21 protein-coding genes and 1 riboswitch are annotated in these 19,199 nt (G+C 38.9%); of the genes, 1 reads left to right on the top strand and 20 read right to left on the bottom strand.

Annotation, left to right across the window (positions count from 1 at the left end; genetic code table 11):
* Positions 1 to 97: 97 nt before the first annotated feature.
* The 11 genes from AC3G7N_RS10660 to AC3G7N_RS10610 form a co-directional block, all read right to left on the bottom strand.
* A complete protein-coding gene (locus tag AC3G7N_RS10660; RefSeq protein WP_489422222.1) occupies positions 98 to 649 on the bottom strand; it encodes an SLOG family protein in 552 nt (183 codons plus the stop codon).
* A 304-nt stretch (positions 650 to 953) separates the two neighbouring features.
* A complete protein-coding gene (locus AC3G7N_RS10655; protein ID WP_489422133.1) occupies positions 954 to 1,250 on the bottom strand; it encodes a hypothetical protein in 297 nt (98 codons plus the stop codon).
* Between the two features lie 333 nt (positions 1,251 to 1,583).
* Positions 1,584 to 2,321, bottom strand: coding sequence for an ABC transporter ATP-binding protein (locus AC3G7N_RS10650; protein WP_489422132.1), 738 nt, complete (start codon positions 2,319 to 2,321; stop codon positions 1,584 to 1,586).
* 1 nt (position 2,322) lies between these two features.
* Entirely contained in the window at positions 2,323 to 3,081 is a 759-nt protein-coding gene (locus tag AC3G7N_RS10645) for an ABC transporter permease (RefSeq protein ID WP_489422131.1), read from the bottom strand.
* Positions 3,081 to 3,371: a thiamine-binding protein gene (locus tag AC3G7N_RS10640; protein ID WP_489422130.1), complete on the bottom strand. Its 291-nt coding sequence runs from the start codon at positions 3,369 to 3,371 to the stop codon at positions 3,081 to 3,083. Before AC3G7N_RS10640 ends, AC3G7N_RS10645 begins: the two co-directional genes overlap by 1 nt.
* A 2-nt stretch (positions 3,372 to 3,373) precedes the next feature.
* On the bottom strand, positions 3,374 to 4,375 hold the full coding sequence (locus AC3G7N_RS10635) for an ABC transporter substrate-binding protein (protein WP_489422129.1): 1,002 nt from the start codon (positions 4,373 to 4,375) through the stop codon (positions 3,374 to 3,376).
* A 145-nt stretch (positions 4,376 to 4,520) separates the two neighbouring features.
* A riboswitch (TPP riboswitch) is annotated at positions 4,521 to 4,631 on the bottom strand.
* 76 nt (positions 4,632 to 4,707) lie between these two features.
* Entirely contained in the window at positions 4,708 to 5,091 is a 384-nt protein-coding gene (gene mscL, locus AC3G7N_RS10630) for a large conductance mechanosensitive channel protein MscL (protein WP_489422128.1), read from the bottom strand.
* A 91-nt stretch (positions 5,092 to 5,182) separates the two neighbouring features.
* Positions 5,183 to 5,632, bottom strand: a complete 450-nt coding sequence (locus AC3G7N_RS10625) for an SgcJ/EcaC family oxidoreductase (protein ID WP_489422221.1) — start codon at positions 5,630 to 5,632, stop codon at positions 5,183 to 5,185.
* A complete protein-coding gene (locus tag AC3G7N_RS10620; protein ID WP_489422127.1) occupies positions 5,632 to 6,006 on the bottom strand; it encodes a rhodanese-like domain-containing protein in 375 nt (124 codons plus the stop codon). Before AC3G7N_RS10620 ends, AC3G7N_RS10625 begins: the two co-directional genes overlap by 1 nt.
* A gap of 67 nt (positions 6,007 to 6,073) precedes the next feature.
* Entirely contained in the window at positions 6,074 to 7,411 is a 1,338-nt protein-coding gene (locus AC3G7N_RS10615) for a dihydrolipoyl dehydrogenase family protein (RefSeq protein WP_489422126.1), read from the bottom strand.
* Positions 7,412 to 7,482: 71 nt separating this feature from the next.
* A complete protein-coding gene (locus AC3G7N_RS10610) occupies positions 7,483 to 7,944 on the bottom strand; it encodes an HIT family protein (RefSeq protein ID WP_489422125.1) in 462 nt (153 codons plus the stop codon).
* 223 nt (positions 7,945 to 8,167) lie between these two features.
* Between AC3G7N_RS10610 and AC3G7N_RS10605 the strand changes: the two genes are divergently transcribed.
* Entirely contained in the window at positions 8,168 to 8,368 is a 201-nt protein-coding gene (locus AC3G7N_RS10605; protein WP_089533783.1) for a cold-shock protein, read from the top strand.
* A 141-nt stretch (positions 8,369 to 8,509) separates the two neighbouring features.
* Here the strand turns inward: AC3G7N_RS10605 and cysC are convergent, their stop codons facing one another.
* The 9 genes from cysC to AC3G7N_RS10560 form a co-directional block, all read right to left on the bottom strand.
* Positions 8,510 to 9,112: an adenylyl-sulfate kinase gene (gene cysC / locus AC3G7N_RS10600; protein WP_489422124.1), complete on the bottom strand. Its 603-nt coding sequence runs from the start codon at positions 9,110 to 9,112 to the stop codon at positions 8,510 to 8,512.
* A gap of 12 nt (positions 9,113 to 9,124) precedes the next feature.
* Entirely contained in the window at positions 9,125 to 10,903 is a 1,779-nt protein-coding gene (locus AC3G7N_RS10595; RefSeq protein WP_489422123.1) for an SLC13 family permease, read from the bottom strand.
* A gap of 204 nt (positions 10,904 to 11,107) precedes the next feature.
* Positions 11,108 to 12,274 carry a sulfate adenylyltransferase gene (sat, locus tag AC3G7N_RS10590; protein ID WP_489422122.1) on the bottom strand — a complete coding sequence of 389 codons (1,167 nt, stop codon included), beginning with the start codon at positions 12,272 to 12,274 and terminating at the stop codon, positions 11,108 to 11,110.
* A 32-nt stretch (positions 12,275 to 12,306) separates the two neighbouring features.
* Positions 12,307 to 13,101 carry a uroporphyrinogen-III synthase gene (locus AC3G7N_RS10585; RefSeq protein WP_489422121.1) on the bottom strand — a complete coding sequence of 265 codons (795 nt, stop codon included), beginning with the start codon at positions 13,099 to 13,101 and terminating at the stop codon, positions 12,307 to 12,309.
* Positions 13,101 to 13,727 (bottom strand): NAD(P)-binding protein, encoded by a 627-nt coding sequence (locus tag AC3G7N_RS10580; RefSeq protein ID WP_489422120.1) that lies wholly within the window; start codon positions 13,725 to 13,727, stop codon positions 13,101 to 13,103. The genes AC3G7N_RS10585 and AC3G7N_RS10580 overlap by 1 nt, the downstream gene beginning before the upstream one ends.
* 23 nt (positions 13,728 to 13,750) lie before the next feature.
* Positions 13,751 to 14,479, bottom strand: a complete 729-nt coding sequence (locus AC3G7N_RS10575; protein WP_489422119.1) for a sirohydrochlorin chelatase — start codon at positions 14,477 to 14,479, stop codon at positions 13,751 to 13,753.
* Positions 14,480 to 14,494: 15 nt separating this feature from the next.
* Positions 14,495 to 15,271, bottom strand: a complete 777-nt coding sequence (gene cobA / locus AC3G7N_RS10570; RefSeq protein ID WP_489422118.1) for a uroporphyrinogen-III C-methyltransferase — start codon at positions 15,269 to 15,271, stop codon at positions 14,495 to 14,497.
* Between the two features lie 60 nt (positions 15,272 to 15,331).
* Positions 15,332 to 17,065 (bottom strand): assimilatory sulfite reductase (NADPH) hemoprotein subunit, encoded by a 1,734-nt coding sequence (gene cysI / locus AC3G7N_RS10565; RefSeq protein WP_489422117.1) that lies wholly within the window; start codon positions 17,063 to 17,065, stop codon positions 15,332 to 15,334.
* A 275-nt stretch (positions 17,066 to 17,340) separates the two neighbouring features.
* Positions 17,341 to 19,197, bottom strand: a complete 1,857-nt coding sequence (locus AC3G7N_RS10560) for an assimilatory sulfite reductase (NADPH) flavoprotein subunit (RefSeq protein WP_489422116.1) — start codon at positions 19,195 to 19,197, stop codon at positions 17,341 to 17,343.
* Between the last annotated feature and the right edge of the window lie 2 nt (positions 19,198 to 19,199).

Genomic DNA, 19,199 nt, shown 5'->3' with positions numbered 1-19,199 from the left:
AATTACTGGCTTACATCAATTTAAATTGTAAACTTCAGCCGCTTTATTAGAACTTATACCATTAGTTAGAATGGCAACTTAAACCGATGTAACATGCTCAGCTCCAATAATCTGGATCTGCCATCCGTTGCTCTTCTACTGCATCATCCAAATCGGTTGGAGTGATTAAATATATGGGATAATTCCTTGCCTTTTTTGCCTTTTCATAAAAAAATTGATTACTTCCTGGGTGTTCATCATCTAATAGGATTAGGCACCCATCGCTTTTTTCAACAAACCAATCATTTTTCGCTTTGAATTGAAAACCACCCTTATATTCTCCCTTATACAGCGGTTGATGAAAATCAGCTGCCATAATAAGTTCTTGATACGATTGTTGAATCGGCTCTGGCCACCGATTTTCTTGATTCTCAAATGGCGGAATGATACCAAGTTTTACATCATACGTTTCTTGTAAATCCAAAACTACTTCCCCAGTCCACAATTCGACACCCATTTGACCTGATATTAATATCCATTCCAGGCCTTCTTCAATAAGCATAATCAATCTTTTTTTGATTGCAGCCTTGATGAACGATATTTTATGATCGTCCGCTTTAAATATACCTAATTCCATTGATTTATAGCCTGTCACTGTTAGAACCTTCATCATGTGCACCTTCCTTTAAACTATCCAAACGATATGAAGTACTTTAGAAAAATTCGCCATTCGCCTCGTCCTTAATAGCGAATGGCGAATTTTTCTTATACCGGTGCTTCCTTAAAACCTTTATGCTTTCCTTTCGTGAAAAAAATAGCAATGCTACTAATATAACAGCTAATATCAGCCCAGTTACAAATATCTTATATCTGCATTTGTTTCTTTTTATTAACTTTTCTGATATAAAAGCACATTACCACGTTAATAAAAAATACAAGAAAGATGACTATAACAAACATAACCGCAAACCCCTTTATGTAGGTTGAAACAAATTCGTTAAAAATAAAATATACATAATAATTGCCGATAAAGCTAATGTAAGTATGATCGTCATTATGCTTCTTAGCATTGAAATCCAATTATACACTCCTCCAAAACCTATCACGCCGAATAGAAAGGTGGCGAGTGTTAAAAATAACACAATATAAAATGGATGCAATCCACTAATGGCAGTAATAAAATTACCGAATTCTTCTGAAGAGGCTGCAACAAGAAACAATACAATACATCCAACAGATACAATAGATGAAGCCATATTTATTTTATCCATCAAGTTGATCACTCCAACTTTCTTTTTTCATCATTAATTACTTCTATATCAACAGTATGAATTCCTTTCTATATTCATCAATCAAAACAAAAAAGGGCAACACCTCTGAAAGACGTTGACCTTATATCTTAAAGATATTTAATTAACATTCATGACAATAACCCCAACAACAAAAACAATCAGTGGTATATACCAAAGTATATCTGTGAAATTTTTTCTAACCATTTCATTATCTTTATCCTTCATGTTGCAGGCCCCCTTGTTATCCAAAATCACAACGTTTTATAGTTTAAATCCCAAGGGAGAAAAAGGCAACACATTTTTGTGATCTTTTTAACCGAGATTACTTAATTGCTGATATATGGCTTTTTTCCATTGCAAAAATCCTTCTGTTAAAAGTAAATCTTCATTTCTTGGTCGCTTAAAAGGTATGGTAAATTCTTTTTTAACAGTTGCAGGATTGGCTGACAAGACAATAATACGGTCTGATAAATAAATCGCTTCTTCAATGTTATGTGTGACAAAAAGAATCGATCGCTTATACTCTTCCCAAATTGACAACAACCATTTTTGCATATCCAACCGGGTAAATTCATCCAAGGCTGAAAATGGTTCATCTAAGCAAATCAGTGCTTGGGGACTTAATAAGCTGCGAATGAATGCGGTACGCTGCCTCATCCCACCTGAAAGTTCATGGGGATACGCCTTTTCATAGCCATTCAATCCAGCACGCTCAATCATTTTCAATGCCTCCTCCTCATTTTTCTCACCTCTTAGTTCTGCACCAAGTAAAACATTTTGAAGAATTGTTCTCCACGGTAATAGTGAAGGGGCTTGTGGTGTATAACTAATTGACCCTCTTTTCCCATTGATTTGGTTTTCATCTAAATAGATATCGCCTGAATCGGGGTTAATGATGCCACCAATCAAATGAAATAATGTACTTTTCCCACTTCCAGACGGTCCAAGTATGGTAACAAATTCCCCTTCATTCACCGTAAATGTTACTTTATCCAGAACAGATTTATTTCCAAATGATTTGGATAGCTTGTTTACTAGAAGTTTTCCCATATTAACTCCTCTCTGGTTTCCATTTGACTAATTTCTTCTCTAGAAGATTGATACATGCAAAAAATAATAGACTCAACATCATAATCAACATTATCGCTACGAATACTCGATCGGTTCGGAATGAAGAGGATGCTAAAGTCATATACACACCTATTCCTTCACTGGCTCCAAGCCACTCAGCTATTACTGCCCCCATTACACTATAGGTGGCGGATATTTTAAATCCAGAAAAAACAGATGGCATCGCATGTGGGCATTCGAGTTTACGAAAAATTTGGCTTCTTGTTCCGCCAGCCATTTTCATATAATGCTTTAAATCACGATCTGTTTGCCTAAATCCATCTAATGCCGCTACGACAATAGGAAAAAAGCAAACTAGTGTAATAATGATAACCTTTGGTAGCATCCCAAAACCAAACCAAATGACAAGTAATGGTGCCAGTACGATAATAGGAATATTTTGCGATAAAATTATTAATGGATAACATACCTCTCTAACCAATGGAAGTAAGTGCAGACAGCTTGCAACAACTATTCCAACTAGACTTCCAATTGAAAATCCAACCAATGTTAATGTTATCGTTGATACTAGATGGTGCTGATAGCCTTGCCATTCATCAATACCAACTTGCCAAATTTGCGACGGTGCTGGAAGGAGCCATGTCGGTATTTCGAATAGTTTACTACCCACCTCCCATAATATAAATAGAAGGAGGAGAACTACTGTAGGTCTCCATCCTTTTTGCATCATAGTTTTCATTAGCGGTACTTCTTCGTTAACTCATCCATGGATGCACCACTAGGTTTATAGAAAACTTTCACCTGTGAAATGATACTTTCGCTCCCAAGTTCAACCATCTTTTCATTCATTTTTTCAATGACCACCAGGAGCTCTGACAAGTCTCCTTCCATGGTTGTTTCAAGTGGATGAACTTCATATTTAACAGCCGATTCTTCTATGACGGCAATCGCTGCATCTACGTATGGAATAACATTCTCCCCGTTTTTTGTCTTTGGTATAATTTGAATGCTTACTAATGAATTGCTCATACTTACTCCTCCTCTTTTTTAGGTAAAAATTCATTTGTGAATGCTGCATTACTATTCAACTCTTTTTCTAGTAGATCATGTTCATACATCCAGCCCGCATAATTCTCCCAAACCTCAAGCTTTTGCACTCCCCATTGTTCTGCATCTGCTTGATATTTTGGTGATAACCATTTTTGACTTGCTTTTACTAATTCCGCATCTATTTCTGGAACCGCTTCAATTAATATTTCCGCTGCCTTATCTGGTTGGTCTATTGCAAATCCATATCCTTTTGAAACTGCTGCTATAAACTTTTTCACAGTTTCCGGGTTTTCTTCAATCATTTTTTCATTTGTTGCAAGTACTGGCGTATAGTAATCCAGCTTCTCAGAGTAGTCTGTTAAATAGAGCATGTTTAATTCGACATTTCGAAGTTCTGCCTCTATTCCAGTCCATCCATAATATATCCAAGCAAAATCGATATCACGCTTTACCGCTGTGAAAAAATCTGTATTACCCATATTTACGATGTCTACTTTTTCAATAGCAGCATTTTCTTTTTTCATTAAAGAGGAAAGTATTGCTTTTTCCACAGGAGCGCCATACCCTCCATATGTTTTACCTTCAAAATCTTTTAATGAATCGATTCCCTTTTCTTTTGGTGATGCGAATCCTGAAGTATTATGCTGAATGACAGCAGCAATTGATACAATTGGTACGCCTTGCACACGGGCCTGGGTGACTCCCTCTTGATAACTAACACCGAAATCGGCCTTACCTGAGGCAACCAACTGGTTTGCACCTACTTCTCCAGGCATAACAATCTCCACATCTAAACCTTGATCAACAAAATATCCTTTTGCTTGTGCGACATAAATTCCTGTGTGATTGGTATTTGGTGTCCAATCAAGGACAATCGATATTTCCTGTAATTCTTGATTCTTTGTTGTCGTGCTGGTTTCATCGCCCTTACTACATGCAATAAGAACAAGGACACAGGTTAATGCTAGTAATACTTTTTTCATATTCCATTCCCCCTCTTTTTTTTCCGTACTTTGGGTTTTGGATTGATCGGATTGTTCACAAGCGTTAGGGATTATGTATGATAAAAAAGACATATAAAAAGCGCCATAGGAACGGTCCTAGGGCGCATACGAAAATACATTATCATTATCGTCTGAACATGTTCCCTACGCTGGTTTCAACCAGATCAGGTTCCAAGGGTCAGTATCTAACGGATACAATCTCAACCAGCATGCACTGGTCCCCCCACAACTTTCATTATTTAGTTGTCATAGTTATGTTAACAGATTGGTCGGTGCCTGTCACCCCCGGAGTTCGTTGAATAATAAATGACTTATTTCCTATTTTTGTTTTTTAGTAAATCACGTATTTCAATAAGGAGTTTTTCTTTGGAATCAACTTTTGGGGGCTTATTTTCAACTGAGTCCTCTTTAGGTTGAATCTTCATTAATAACCGGATAGATATAAAAATAGTAAATGAAATAATAACAAAATTGATCACCGATTGAATAAAGATGCCATACGTAACTTGTGCGCTACCGATCTTGTACATTAAGTTGGAAAAATTAATACCATCTAACAAAATTCCAATCAGGGGCGTGATAATATTATCGACTAGAGATGAGACGATATTCCCAAACGCTCCTCCCACTACAACTGCAATTGCTAAATCAAGAACATTGCCTTTCACTGCAAATGCTTTAAATTCTTCCCACACGAATGTCACCTCCACCCTAGTTTATATATATAAAGATACTTAGAAATTAGTATGAAAAAATGGACTTCCTATGTGCGGAAGTCCATTTTTATTAATTTGCTATATCCCTTAATTCATTTGTCATTTTTTCAACTAATTCCGGTCTACCATGAAATTGAGCTGGGGTGTTTTGAAAAAGTTCAATCTGCCAATTTCCATCTTTATTAACAGCTACGAGCGTGTGGTGGGTATTTAGATTAGGATCAAGATCTGAATGTCCTGGCGGAACCATACCAGCTATAGCCCGCAAAATCTCTGTATCTGAATCTAGTTTTCGCACCCCTTTAACTTTATACACAAAAGGTGGTGTTGGATGTTCTTCAAAAATTGGTTTGAGATGGGAATAAATCTCATCACTACCGCTTGTTAAACTCCCATCAAACCCTATCAGTTCACCTTCATTTGTGAAAAGTTCCGCCATTTCATTTGCGTCGCGATTATTCCATGCATCTATTAATCGTTGATAGAGCTTATAAACTTCATTTGATTCGGATGAGGCCATCATTTGTTTCCTCCTTCGTTCCAACTTTGAATACCACCTTGTACAGTTGTAACGTATCGAAATCCTCTTCTTTTCATTTTTGCACTCGCTTTTTTCATTTGCCTCTTGTTATCACTAATGAGAACAATTTCATTACTTCGCTCAAGTTTTTCAATACTTGACGATAACTCACCCAATGGAATATTTTCAAAACCACGTATATGATCTTGCTTATATGCTTCAGCTGAACGAACATCGATAAATTGTTTACCTTTATCCTTCAAATGGCCATGCAATTCAGAGGGGCTCTTACGTCTCACACCAATTACCGGCATGATTCTTTTTAACAATAAATAAAAGATTATCGCCAGAACGATAACTAAAACGTTTTCCAATTAAAAACAACTCCCTATTAAGTACACTAATAGGAAAACTATCGTACTTAATACCGCTTGTCAATGATTAGACTAGTGCACCAATATCCGATGCCGCAGATGGATAAGCAAAAGTAATGTTTTTAAGTTGATCAGTTGTCAGGTCTAGTTGAATAGCCATTGCAAAATAGTTAATCAATTCATCAGCTTCATCACTAAGTAAATGCACACCTAAAATAAGCTCATTACTTCTATCCGTAATGATTTTAACAGCAGCATGGGTTTCGTTGGTTCTGCTATAGGTGAACCAACTAGATGTATCCAAATGATTGATATCAATATCTTTGCCAGTCTCACGCGCTTTCTCCTCAGAAATACCAACTGACGCAAGTTTTGGAACAGTGTACGTTACAGATGGTGTTCCTTTATACATCGATTTCTTCTGATTTCCTTTTAATAAATTACTGATAACCGTACCTGCATCGATGTTAGCAACCGGGGTTAACGGCGGTCCTTCCGTATCTGCTACATCACCAATCGCATAGACATGCTCATTTGATGAACTTTGTAAAAATTCATTTACAGTTACACCACTCTTTCCACTTTTAACATTTCCTTTTTCTAGATCTAATTTTTCAATTGCAGGAACTCGTCCAGCACCGTGAACAACTAAATCAGTATCCCAAGAAACCTCATCCGAATTAACCGTATAGCCATTTTCACATTTCACTACAGAATTTACTGGCTTATTAAGATGAACATGAATGCCAATATCCTTGGATTTATCTAGCAGTTCGTTAACCAACTCTTGGTCAAATGCTTTTAAAGGTTTGTCGCTTCGATGAACGATGTGAACTTCTGCACCTGCTCGTGCTGCAATATGGGCAAACTCGAATGATATGTAGCCGCCACCCACAAATACGATGTGCTTCGGTAATTCTTTAAGATCTAGGAATTCATCACTTATGGTAAGATGTTCTGAACCTTCGATTGGAAGTGGTGTTGGAATAGCTCCTGTAGCAATAACAATATTTTTACCAGTAAGTTTTTGATCGCCGATTTGAATGTCGTTTTCACCGACGAACTTTGCTGTACCATGTAATGTTGTAACACCCGATTCAGATAAGCTTTTCTCCATAGATTCTGGTACTGGATCTGTGAAAGTATCTTTAAACTTTATCAGCTCCTGCCAGTTTATTTGAACAGTGGATTGAACTCCGCTTCCTTGCATCCGCTTATTTCGGTCTATAAGTTCAGCCGCTCCTACTAATACTTTCTTTGGATCACAACCACGTAATGGACATGTGCCACCATACTCACGTTCATCTAAAATGGCAACGTTCCAGCCAGCACTGGCACACTTTGATGCTACACTAGCACCTCCTGGACCTGTCCCAATTACGATTAAATCAAAATTTTTCACCATGTATATATTGCCTCCTTGTTTATCTACTTAGACTTTTCCCTTCAGCAAATAAGAATAAACAAGGTCAATGCCTACCTCTTTTTTGGTCGTTTGTTTTCAGGTTGCTTTATCCAATGTCGGATTCCTTTTCCGGCATAAGGCTCATCTTCAAACCTCGGAATAATGTGAAAATGAGCATGTGGAATCGATTGACCCCCAACCTCACCAGTATTCCAACCAACACTATATCCATCAGGCGCAGATGTTTCGTCAAGAAAATCTTTAGCTTTTTGCATCAAATCTCCAGTATCTTTCCATTCTTGTTCAGATAAATCAAAAACCGTTTCCACATGATTTTTGGGTATGATTAAACCGCTTCCTTCTAGTATGGTTTGTTCCTTCTTTTTCTGTATGTAGTAACAGGAGTCATTTTCAAAGATGATTTTTTGTTCTTCATCATAAAGCGATACGCAGAATGGACAATTTTGACTGCTCTTCATGGAAATCCTCTTTTCTTTTCTCAATTTTAATAAATATGTATTAAACCCTATCATATCAATGATTTCGACATATTAAAACACTCAATGAATGTATTTTTTAAAGTTTTTTTCTGAAAAAGTTGCTGTTTTAAAATAATCATGCTATACTAAGGTTAATTATTGTTGTTCGGTAGTAAATTAAGGATTGCAGAACCAACTTTTAAGTGATTCTCGTCTTGAATTATGATGAAGAGCAAGAATAGTAATAACGTGCAATATGCACATGGAGGAATTTTTAATGAATAACGGTACAGTAAAATGGTTTAACGCAGACAAAGGTTTCGGTTTCATCGAGGTTGAAGGTGGAGACGACGTATTCGTACACTTCTCAGCAATCCAAGGCGAAGGATTCAAAACTTTAGAAGAAGGCCAAGCAGTAACTTTCGAAGTTGAAGAAGGAAACCGCGGACCACAAGCTACTAACGTTAACAAAGCGTAAGTAACCTTAACTTATACAAAAACACTTCTCATTCTGTGAGAAGTGTTTTTTTGCATTGAATTAGTTAGAAACCACAATAAACTTCTGTTCTTAGTACCATTTCTTTCCCAACAAATCATGATCTGTCAAATAAGTTTTTTATTACTTAAGATATCCCTTTTCTTTTAAGTACATAACAATACGCTGGACAGATTCTTCTATAGAAAGTTTATCCGTATCAGCAACTATCTCCGGATTAGTTGGCTCTTCATACGGAGCATCAATACCAGTGAGTCCCTTGATTCCTCCAGCACGAGCTTTTTTGTAAAGTCCTTTTGGATCACGGGATTCACATGTTTCGACACTTGCTTTTACATAAATTTCAATGAATTCACCTTCATCAAGAATGGCGCGTACCTTGTCACGATCCGCACGATATGGAGAAATAAATGCAGCTAACGTAAGCAAGCCTGCGTCAACCATCAGCTTGGATACTTCTCCAATTCGACGGATGTTCTCTGTACGGTCTTCCGGGCTAAACCCAATATTATTATTCAAACCATGACGTACATTATCGCCATCTAAACGATAGGTATGGATTCCCAATGTATGAAGTTCTTTTTCAAGCTCAACAGAAACAGTTGACTTGCCTGATCCTGATAATCCAGTAAACCAAAGGACTGGACTTTTATGATTATTTAATTCCTGTCTATTTTTTTTTGACACCTTTGAATCATGCCAGACGATATTCGTTGATTTTGTCATGATATAATCCTCCTAAAACCATATATGATAAATAAATGTAACAGATGTAATCATCACTAAAATACTTAGTGGTGTTCCAACCTTAACAAAATCCATAAATTTATATCCGCCTGGTCGATAAACAATTAGATTTGTTTGATAGCCAATTGGTGTTATAAAACTTGACGATGCAGCTATTGCAACTAGAACTGCAAAACCCATTGGATCAAGATTTAATGCTTCAGCTATTTCCAAGCCAATTGGTAACATTAATACCGCAGCAGCACTATTGGTAATTAATTCTGTGAATATATTTGTTAAGCTATACATGATTACTAAAATGGCTATGAGTCCAATCGGTGCCCCAACTGTCATTAACTTATCCGCAATCCAACTCGCAAGTCCTGTTTTCGTCATTGCAGCACCTATTCCCAGGGAACTCGCGATTAATAGTAAGACGTTGAATTGCACATACCGCTTAGCCTCTTCAACAGAAATTACGCGAGAAAACAACAATATAAACACTCCAAGTGCCATAGCCTCAAACATACTCAATACACCAAACGAAACGAGTATAATCATGGTTAATAAAATTCCGACTGAAAAAATCCCTTTTTTCGCATTTCGGTTTAACGTTTCTGGCGTATCACGTGATGATACAACATAAAAGTCATTCGATTGATTATTTCTCTCAATAAATTGAGACCCTGCTAGTAACAGTAGTGTATCCCCGGGTCTTAGGGTAATATCCCCTACCTTGCTTTTGATTCGTTCATTATTTCGATGCACAGCAATGACACCAGCATCGTACCTCGAACGAAATTGACTTTGCTTAATTGACCTAGTTAACAATGAAGATTGATGAGAAACTACCGCATCAACTAAGTTTGTGGATCCATTTTTTAATTGATCCAACCCTAAATGGGTACCTGTTTCCAATTTCAAGCCTTTTATTTTCTGTAAGTCCGCAATGGTTGAAATCAGTCCGGTTAGTATCAGTCTATCCCCGACAAAAATTTTCGTTGTTGAGCGAACCGGTGATACCCTTTCACTTTCTCGAATGATTTCGATCAAATACAAACCTTTTAAATCACGAAGACCAGCTTCTTTTACACTTTTATTTATATACTTAAAAGAATCCTCCACTTGCATTTCTGAGATATACTCTTTTGATTTTTCTTTCCATTTTGGACTAAATCCTTTATTGTCGGGTAAAAGATGCCGGCCTATGAAAAATATGTAAATCATCCCTACAATAGCTACTGGAATACCTACAGGCGTTAATGTAAACAAGGAGAACCCTTGATATCCCATATCCAACAGCAGACCATGAACAACCAAGTTTGTAGATGTACCCATTAAGGTTATTGTTCCACCAAGAATGGTTACATAAGATAACGGTATCAAAAACTTGGAAGGCGCAATATGTTTATCTTCACACCATTTCTTAATTATCGGTGTAAAGGTAACAACGATTGGTGTATTATTCAAAAAGGCAGAAAATACGGATGTCGGAATAAAAAAACGTATCATGGATCCTAGTTGGCTATTACTATTCCGGAGCCATCTGGCCATCAATTGATCCACCAAACCACTTTTCTGAACGGCACCTGCAACAATAAACAGTAATGCAACTGTTAGCATTCCTTGATTGGAAAAACCGCTTAGGGCCTCCTGCGTAGTTAGAATTCCTGAAATTAGAAAAACTACCAATACTGAAAAAACAACCATGTCTGGTCGAGCTACTTCGAATAGTAACGCAATCAGCATGGCTATAATCATGATCAATACAAAAATCATATCAAATGTCATGGGAATATATCCCCTCTATTAATTGTCTAGCTTCAGCGCCTAGCCCGCCTGAGGTTTTAAGTCAAATTTTTATTTGTGATATGGACCATCACTAAGAAATTCGACTTAAACTTGTCTGAGGCTGACCACTAAGGAAAGCTTCTGCGAATAATCACCGCAGGAACAATCTGAACTATGGTTGTTTCGAAGGCACTTGCGCTTTTCCTAGTTATGTTGCATTCCTTTGATAAGAATGTCTGCTACTTCAGGACGAGAAAATTCTTTTGGTGGGCGTTCGCCATTGCGTAATTTCGCGCGGACCATTGTTCCACTCAAGTGCACATGAAATTCCTTATCGTGTGGGCATGTTTTAGCAGTAGCCATGTTACCACATTCCATGCAGAAGAATGCATGTTCAAACTTAAAAATTTCAATGCCTAACTCACCTTCAAACTGCGATATAAACTGTTGAGCTTCATAGGTACCGTAATAATCACCGACACCCGCATGGTCACGGCCAACAATAAAGTGTGTACAACCAAAGTTTTTACGTACAATCGCATGTAAAATTGATTCTTTAGGTCCAGCATAACGCATCGCCGCAGGATAAATAGCAAGACGCGTACGATCAGTAGGATAATAGTGTCTAAGAATTGCTTGATAGCTTTCCATCCGAATATCTGCTGGAATATCATCCGCTTTTGTTTCACCAACTAATGGATTTAATAATAATCCATCAACAGCTTCCAATGCGCATTTTTGAATATATTCATGTGCACGATGAACTGGATTACGGGTTTGGAATCCTACTATTGATTTCCACCCTAGATCTGCAAACATTTTTCTTGTTTCACTTGGATCCATATAGAATTTGTTGAACTCCCCATGATCAGGACGCTGTAATAATGTAATAGGACCAGCAAGATAAACATCGCCGCGTTCATATAATTTCTTGACACCTGGATGTTTGTCCTCGGTAGTACCGTAGATATTTTGCGCTTCAAGTTCTTTATCATATGTGTACTTTTCTTCCACTTTAATCGTACCGTAAATAATCCCGTCTTCCCCTTTTAGTGCAACTTCTTCACCACTATCAAAATTATCTGCTTGGTCTTTTGTAACAGACAACGTGATTGGAATAGACCAAATAGTACCATCATCAAGACGATAACTAGTAACAACACTTTCATAATCAGACTGTCCCATGAAACCGATTAATGGGCTGAATCCTCCAATGCCGATTAGTTCTAAATCCGAAATCACCCATGCGTTTACAGTAATTGCATTCAGGGACTTTGCCTCCCTTAGCTTTTCTTTACCAGTAAATTCACGATTAACAAGTGCACCACCATGTGCTTGCTGTAACGATTGTTTAGCTTTTGTTATTGTCAAACTTACACCCCCATAATTATTTTAGTAGCGTTTTAGGTCATATACTCCCTAAGTTCAACGATCATAGCACCCATTTTTGGTTTAGTAGGCTGAAAAACGTTCACAATACCCTGTTGTTCAAGCTCGCGGGCAGTTACTTTTCCAACAGCTACCGCTAAGACTTCATTATTGAACGAATCAACCATCTCTTTTGATTGGTTACATGCCTTAAAAAGGTTTTGAACCTGACCTTTACTAGTAAAAATAACTGCCTCGAGTGACTGGTTGATAATTTCCTGCCTCAAGTTTCTTAACGTCTGAGCATCCGGTTCCTTGTAATGGTAAGGCTTTGATAAATAGACCTGATAGCCGCTTTCTTCAAAGTGTTGCACTAGTGTTACATCGTCTTGTGTATAAGCTTGTAAAAATAAACGATTACCATTTTTAGTTTTTTCGACAGCTATACCCTCTAGTAGATTTTTCATCGTCCCATCCTCAGAAACGAATGTTGCGGACAAGGATAGCTTTTTTAACCAATCCACCGTTTTACTACCGCGAACTGCCAGAGTAGTATTCTCGAGTTTCCAGATGAAATCAGGAAGACGATTCATCTTATCGGCTGCCTTTTCTAGCGTCTCAGCACCGATTCCAGTGGTTAAAAGTACTAGATCAAATGGTTTGGTCGTTAACTCTGTTACATCTCGCTGACTGACCGCTTCATTTAAAATCTGTTCTCCCTGTATGGAAAAAATAGCAGGTGTACCGCCATTCTTTTGAATAAGTTTGGAAATATTCTCTGCATTACGGGCAGCCGCAACACCGATCCTTTTACCTTGCAAGTGTTTCATTACGTATGCCCCTCTTCAGCTAATTTTCTCAGCCAATCAAGTTTTTTTCTCTGCCTATCCCTGTTTAGAAAGTCTTCACACAATAGATCAGTTAATAGTTGCTTTTGTTTCTTTTTAGCAAGGGCTGTATGTTTGATTAGTTGTCGGCTTTCATACAAAAATTCTATATAATCTCCATAGTCCTTATCATATATGGTATGAAGTTGCCTTTTTATTTTGGCGGAAAGCAACGGACTTGCTCCATTAGTTGATATACTCACCGACAACTTTCCTTGCTTAAAATGGGCAGGGAATTGTACGTTTCCTTGGATAGCATCTTCCGCTACGCTTAGTAAGGAATTGGAAGGTGATGCCTGAACGACAGCTTGGTTTACCACCGAATCGTTTGTAGCTACAATAATTAAGAAGGCCTTATCAAGGTCACTAGCCTCAAAATACTTTTGCCGCCATTCTATTAATCCTTTTTCCCATAGTGCGTGCATTTGCTCTTCCATTTCCGGACTAATTACAGTTAGAAAAGCGCCGCTCTCCAAAAGGGTGTGGACTCTACGCTCAGCAACACGTCCCCCACCAACAATAACGACGTTTTTTCCACCTAATTCAATCATCAAAGGTGTTAGTGCCATTTTTGAACATCCTTCATTTGTAGCTAGTTAATAGATTCATAAACACGTTCTTTTAGCGCCTTTTTCATCAAAGGATGGTCACTTAATTGTTTGCATACTACAACATCCTTAGTTGAATTTAGTTCTCTTACTTTTTCCTTTATAGAACGCATGAGTATCCCTGTAAACCATAAATAGGGAACAATGAAGATTTGGGAATAGTCCTCTTTTAAAGAAGACTGAACTCCTTGCTCAAAAGAAGGATTGCAGGCAGCTAAAAAACAAACATCAACACGGGTAAAGCTCGTTCTTGATTGTAACTTTGCCCTAACGTTTTCTACATCTATTTTAGTTTGTGGATTGCGACTGCCACGTCCAACGAGCAATATCTTCGCATCAGATTTGACTGCTATCTGTGTCTCTTCTATTCGTTCTGCCAAAACATTTATGAAGCGATCCTGTACACCAAGTGGACGCCCATAGGTAAACGTAATATACGGATACTTCGATACCGCTCGATTTACCTCTTCTGGTATGTCTTTGAAGTAATGTCCAGCGCTTAATAGCAGGACAGGTACTACAGAAATCCTCGAAGCTCCTTGATTTACCAAGTTATCAATTCCTTGCTTGACATCTGGTTCAGCAAGCTCCAAAAAACAAATTTCCTGAATCGGAACGTCAACCTGCTGCTGCACGGAAGTGATACACGTAATTGCTTCTGATGTCGCTTCGGAAATACGACTGCCGTGACTGACATATAGAACTCCTTGCATTCCTAAAACCTCCAATCATCCGACAATAGCGTGAGCAGAGACCTCCCTTTCACTAGACTTTTGTTCAAACCACTGAATCTGTTCCCTTAGTCGAACAACCTCACCGATAATAATCATGGCTGGGTTCTTTATTGTATTGGACTTTTCCTCAATGTTTTCAAGCGTCCCTGTAACCGTTTGTTGCCTTGCCGTCGTGCCACAATGTACCAACGCGATGGGGGTTTTAGGGTTGCGACCATATTGGATCAATTTTTCACAAATAGTAGGCAGATTGTTAACCCCCATATAAATGCAAAGCGTATCGATCCCTTGTGCAAGATGTTGCCAGTGTTTCTCCACTTCTTCTCCACTTTTGCGTACTCCTGAAACAAATGTTACCGAAGAGCTGTAATCCCGGTGGGTTAATGGAATACCTGCATAGGCTGGAGCAGCGGAACCAGAAGTAATACCTGGCACAATTTCAAAGTCAATTCCATTTTTTTGTAGAACTTCGGCTTCTTCTCCGCCTCTTCCAAAAATAAATGGATCCCCGCCCTTCAGTCTTGTGACAAATTTTCCTTGGTTTGCAAATTTACAGAGTAAGTCGTTAATTTTATCTTGCGTAAGTGAGTGCTGATTAGGACTCTTTCCGCAATAAATTAATTCCGTCCCCTCTGGTGCATGATTAAGTAATTCTTCATTGATTAAACGGTCATAAAAAATGACATCCGACTTTTGAATCGTTTTCAAACCCTTAACCGTAATCAAGTCTGCGTCGCCAGGACCAGCGCCTACTAAATAAACCTTTCCCATCCTTTCACCCCATCTTTATTTTTGATTACGAACCCGTATATTTCCTTACCGAGAAAGTGTTTAACTTCTACTCAATTCAGTTGCATGAAAGTTAAGTCCAGAAAGAACCTCTTCCACATAGTTAGCGCGAATAACATAATCACCAAAGTGTTCACCTTCCTGTCGATCTTTCGCATACTGAAAAAAAATCGGACGGAGGGACGCTAATATGTCTTCTTCCCCTATATTCTCACGATGAAGTTTGTTTAGGCGCTCTCCAGCGAAACTCCCCCCCAGATACATATTGTATTTTCCTGGTGCCTTCCCAATAAAGCCAATTTCCGCGAGAGCTGGGCGCGAACATCCATTGGGACAACCTGACATACGAATAACGATTTCTTCTTCAGATAGACCAGCCTCATCCAAAATCACCTCGATCTTATCGATTAAAGAAGGAAGATACCGTTCTGATTCGGCCATAGCAAGGCCACATGTCGGAAAAGCTACACAGGCCATGGAATTTCTTCGCAGCGCGGATACGTGTTTACCTTCCGTAATTCCATATCTTTCAACCAATTCAACAATTTCTTGCTTTTTTTGGCTTATTACATTAGCGATTACCAGGTTCTGGTTGGCGGTAAGTCTAAAATCGCCCGTATGGATCTTAGCAATTTCACGCAAACCAGTCATAAGCGAATAGTTTTCAAAGTCTTTTACCCGACCGTTTTGAATAAATAGAGTTAGATGCCACCTGCCGTCACCCTTTACCCAACCATAGCTATCACCGTTATGATCGAAATGATAAGGTTGCGCTTCTTCAAGATCCCATCCTAATCGTTCGTTTAGTTCATTTTTAAGCCAATCAAGTCCTCTGGCATCAATCGTATATTTAAATCGGGCATTTTTTCTTTCCGAGCGATTCCCGTAATCTCGCTGAATGGTGATTATCTTTTCCGCAACCTCGATGATTTTATCTGTAGGACAGAACCCAATAATCCTTGACACCTGAGGATATGTGTTGGTATCACCATGAGTCATTCCCATTCCTCCACCTACTGCAACATTGAATCCTTGCAGCTTTCCATCTTCCAAAATTGCGATGAAACCTAAATCCTGGGAAAAGATATCCACATCGTTTGAAGGTGGAACTGCAATCCCAATTTTAAATTTCCTAGGCAAATAAAGAGGTCCATACATAGGTTCAATTTCTTCTGGTTGGCGACTGTCAACAACCTTTTCCTTATCAAGCCAGATCTCGTGATAGGCGTTCGTTTTTGGTAATAGATAACGACTAAGTTTTGATGCCCATTCGTAAACCTCTTCATGAATTTCTGATTGAGAGGGATTCACATTGCACATCACATTTCTGTTCACATCACCACATGCGGCCAGTGTATCCAGTAGTGAATCATTAATTTCCTGCATGGTATTCTTTAAGTTCCACTTTAGAATCCCGTGCATTTGGAACGTCTGCCTAGTCGTTAATTTTAGCGTTCCATTACCATGTTTTTGAGAAAGATCGTCCATAACTAACCATTGTTCCGGTGTCGCGACACCACCTGGGACACGTGCACGTATCATAAATTGGTATGCAGGTTCCAGCTTCTGCCGCCGCCGCTCATTTCGTAAATCTCTGTCATCCTGTTGGTAGCTGCCGTGGAACTTTAACAACTTATTATCATCATTAGAAATGCTTCCACTAATCTGATCCTTAAGACCTTCTGCAATTGACCCCCGCAGATAATCACTCTCTTTCTTTATACGCTCAAGATCACTTGTCGGTCCAGGCTGCTTTGGATTGCTATTTTCAACCATTTTCAAACTCCTCTCAGGATTGTCAAAAATTCTGTCATTTTTAATATAGGCTGTTTTCTAAAAGGTTGTTGTTTTTGTTTGTTGCTATTTAACCCTTGCGAAAAATTGTGTCCTAACATACCTCTCCGGAAATACACTACGCGCACCTTAGGGCTTGCGCTTTTCCCGCTGGAGTCTTCGTGTAATTCCTTCGCTAGCATGGCTTTTGACTTCCGCTTCGGGCGTTGCCGCAATATCGTAGTTTATTGATTTAGTGGCAACTTACGAAAGGAGCCTTAATATATATCACGTTGATAACGTTTTTGCTGTCGCATTTCACTCAGATAAACTTCCGCTTCCTCATGGCTCATGTTCCCCTCTTGTTTGATGATTGTTAGCAATGTAGTATGAACGTCATTTGCCATACGTTTCTCATCGCCACATACATATACACTTGCTCCACCTTTCAACCATTGAAAAAGATCCTTGCTTCTTTCAAGCATTCGGTGCTGTACATATACCTTCTCAGGCCTATCACGAGAAAATGCGACATCCATCCTGGACAACACGCCTTCCTTAAGCCACTTTTGCCATTCAATCTGGTAAAGGAAATCCGTGGAAAAGTGCTGATCACCATAGAATAACCAGGTTTTCCCTTTTGTACCTGATTCCTCCCGATCTTCAAGGAAAGATCTAAAAGGAGCCACACCTGTTCCTGGTCCAATCATGATCACTGGCGTTTTGGAATTAGCAGGAAATTTAAAATTATCATTGTGCTGGATATAGACTGGTAATAATTCACCAGGCTGTATTCGTTCCCCACATTCACCAGAGCAGACACCTTTCCGATCCCGTCCATGTGCATTATATCTAACCGTTCCAATCGTAAGATGCACTTCTTCTGGGTTCGCTTTAAAACTACTCGTAATGGAGTAGAGGCGAGCTGGGATCTTCCTAAGAACCTGTATAAATTCACTAGGCGAAACACCAATGGGTTGGAAATCCTGTATTAAATCAAGCAGGTCTCGCCCATCAATATACGCTTTTAGTTCTTCCTCCTGCCCTTGTTTTACGAGCTTACTTAAACCTTCATTCGAGAACAGCTCCGCCGCTTGCTCAAGCAACGGCTTCGTCAGTCTAGTAATCTCGAAATTAAAGATTAGAGCATCGCGTAATGTGCGCTGTTCTCCTTGTTTATTTATTGACACAGTCTCGTCAGGGTTCCAGCCAATCTCATTGATAAACTCATCTACCAAACTAGGATCATTTTTAGGGAAAATACCCAAGCTGTCTCCAGGTTCAAAAGTAAGATTAGATCCTTCAAGCGATAACTCTAAATGTCTGGTTTCTTTATTGGATCCACGCCCATTGAGATTCAAGTTTTCCAAGACTTCTGCCTTAAAAGGATTTGTCCGTGAGTACATCGCCGGTTTAGCTGTTAGTGAGTCAGCTCCTACCTGCCCTGTCTGGAAAGTTCCATCTATTGAAGCAACCTCTTGAGAATCGTATAATATCTCAAGGACACCCTCACCCCATTCTGCTGCAGGTTCGTCAAAATCTACATCACAATCGATTCGAGGATAAAGCCGTTTACCACCCAATTCCTCCAGTCGTTTGTCGAAGTCCTTGCCAGTCTGACAAAAAAACTCATAGGATTGATCTCCCAGAGATAGAATAGAAAATCGCATATCCTCAAGGTTAGGTGCCCGCTTACTGTGTAGAAATTCATAAAAGGATAGCGCATTATCTGGCGGATCCCCTTCTCCATGTGTACTTGTTACAATGAGCAAGTCCTGGACTTTTTTTACGTCCTTTGGTTTAAAGTCGTCGAATGAAGATAGCGAGACCTTGAAATCCCGCTCTTCTAATTTATGAAACATCTCTTCAGCAAGCGCCTGACTATTACCAGTGTCAGATCCAAAGAGTATCCTCACTTCACGCGAAATGGTCTGACCATTACTATGAGGAGACACTTCGTTACCTGGGGCGTTCTGCACCAGTGAACCAGCCGATACCGAAGATTCCGTAACCTGGGGAGCAGACAAATACCCGCCCAACCAAATTTTTTGTGACTCTGTAAGTGTTGGCAGAACACGATTAAGGTTCTCCGCTTGCTCTTGATTAAAAGGGCTGTTTGTTACCTGTAACTGCAAAG

It is taken from the genome of Virgibacillus carmonensis (assembly GCF_057836705.1).
Note: the sequence above shows the minus strand (reverse complement) of the source record. Positions and strands in the feature narration are given on the sequence as shown.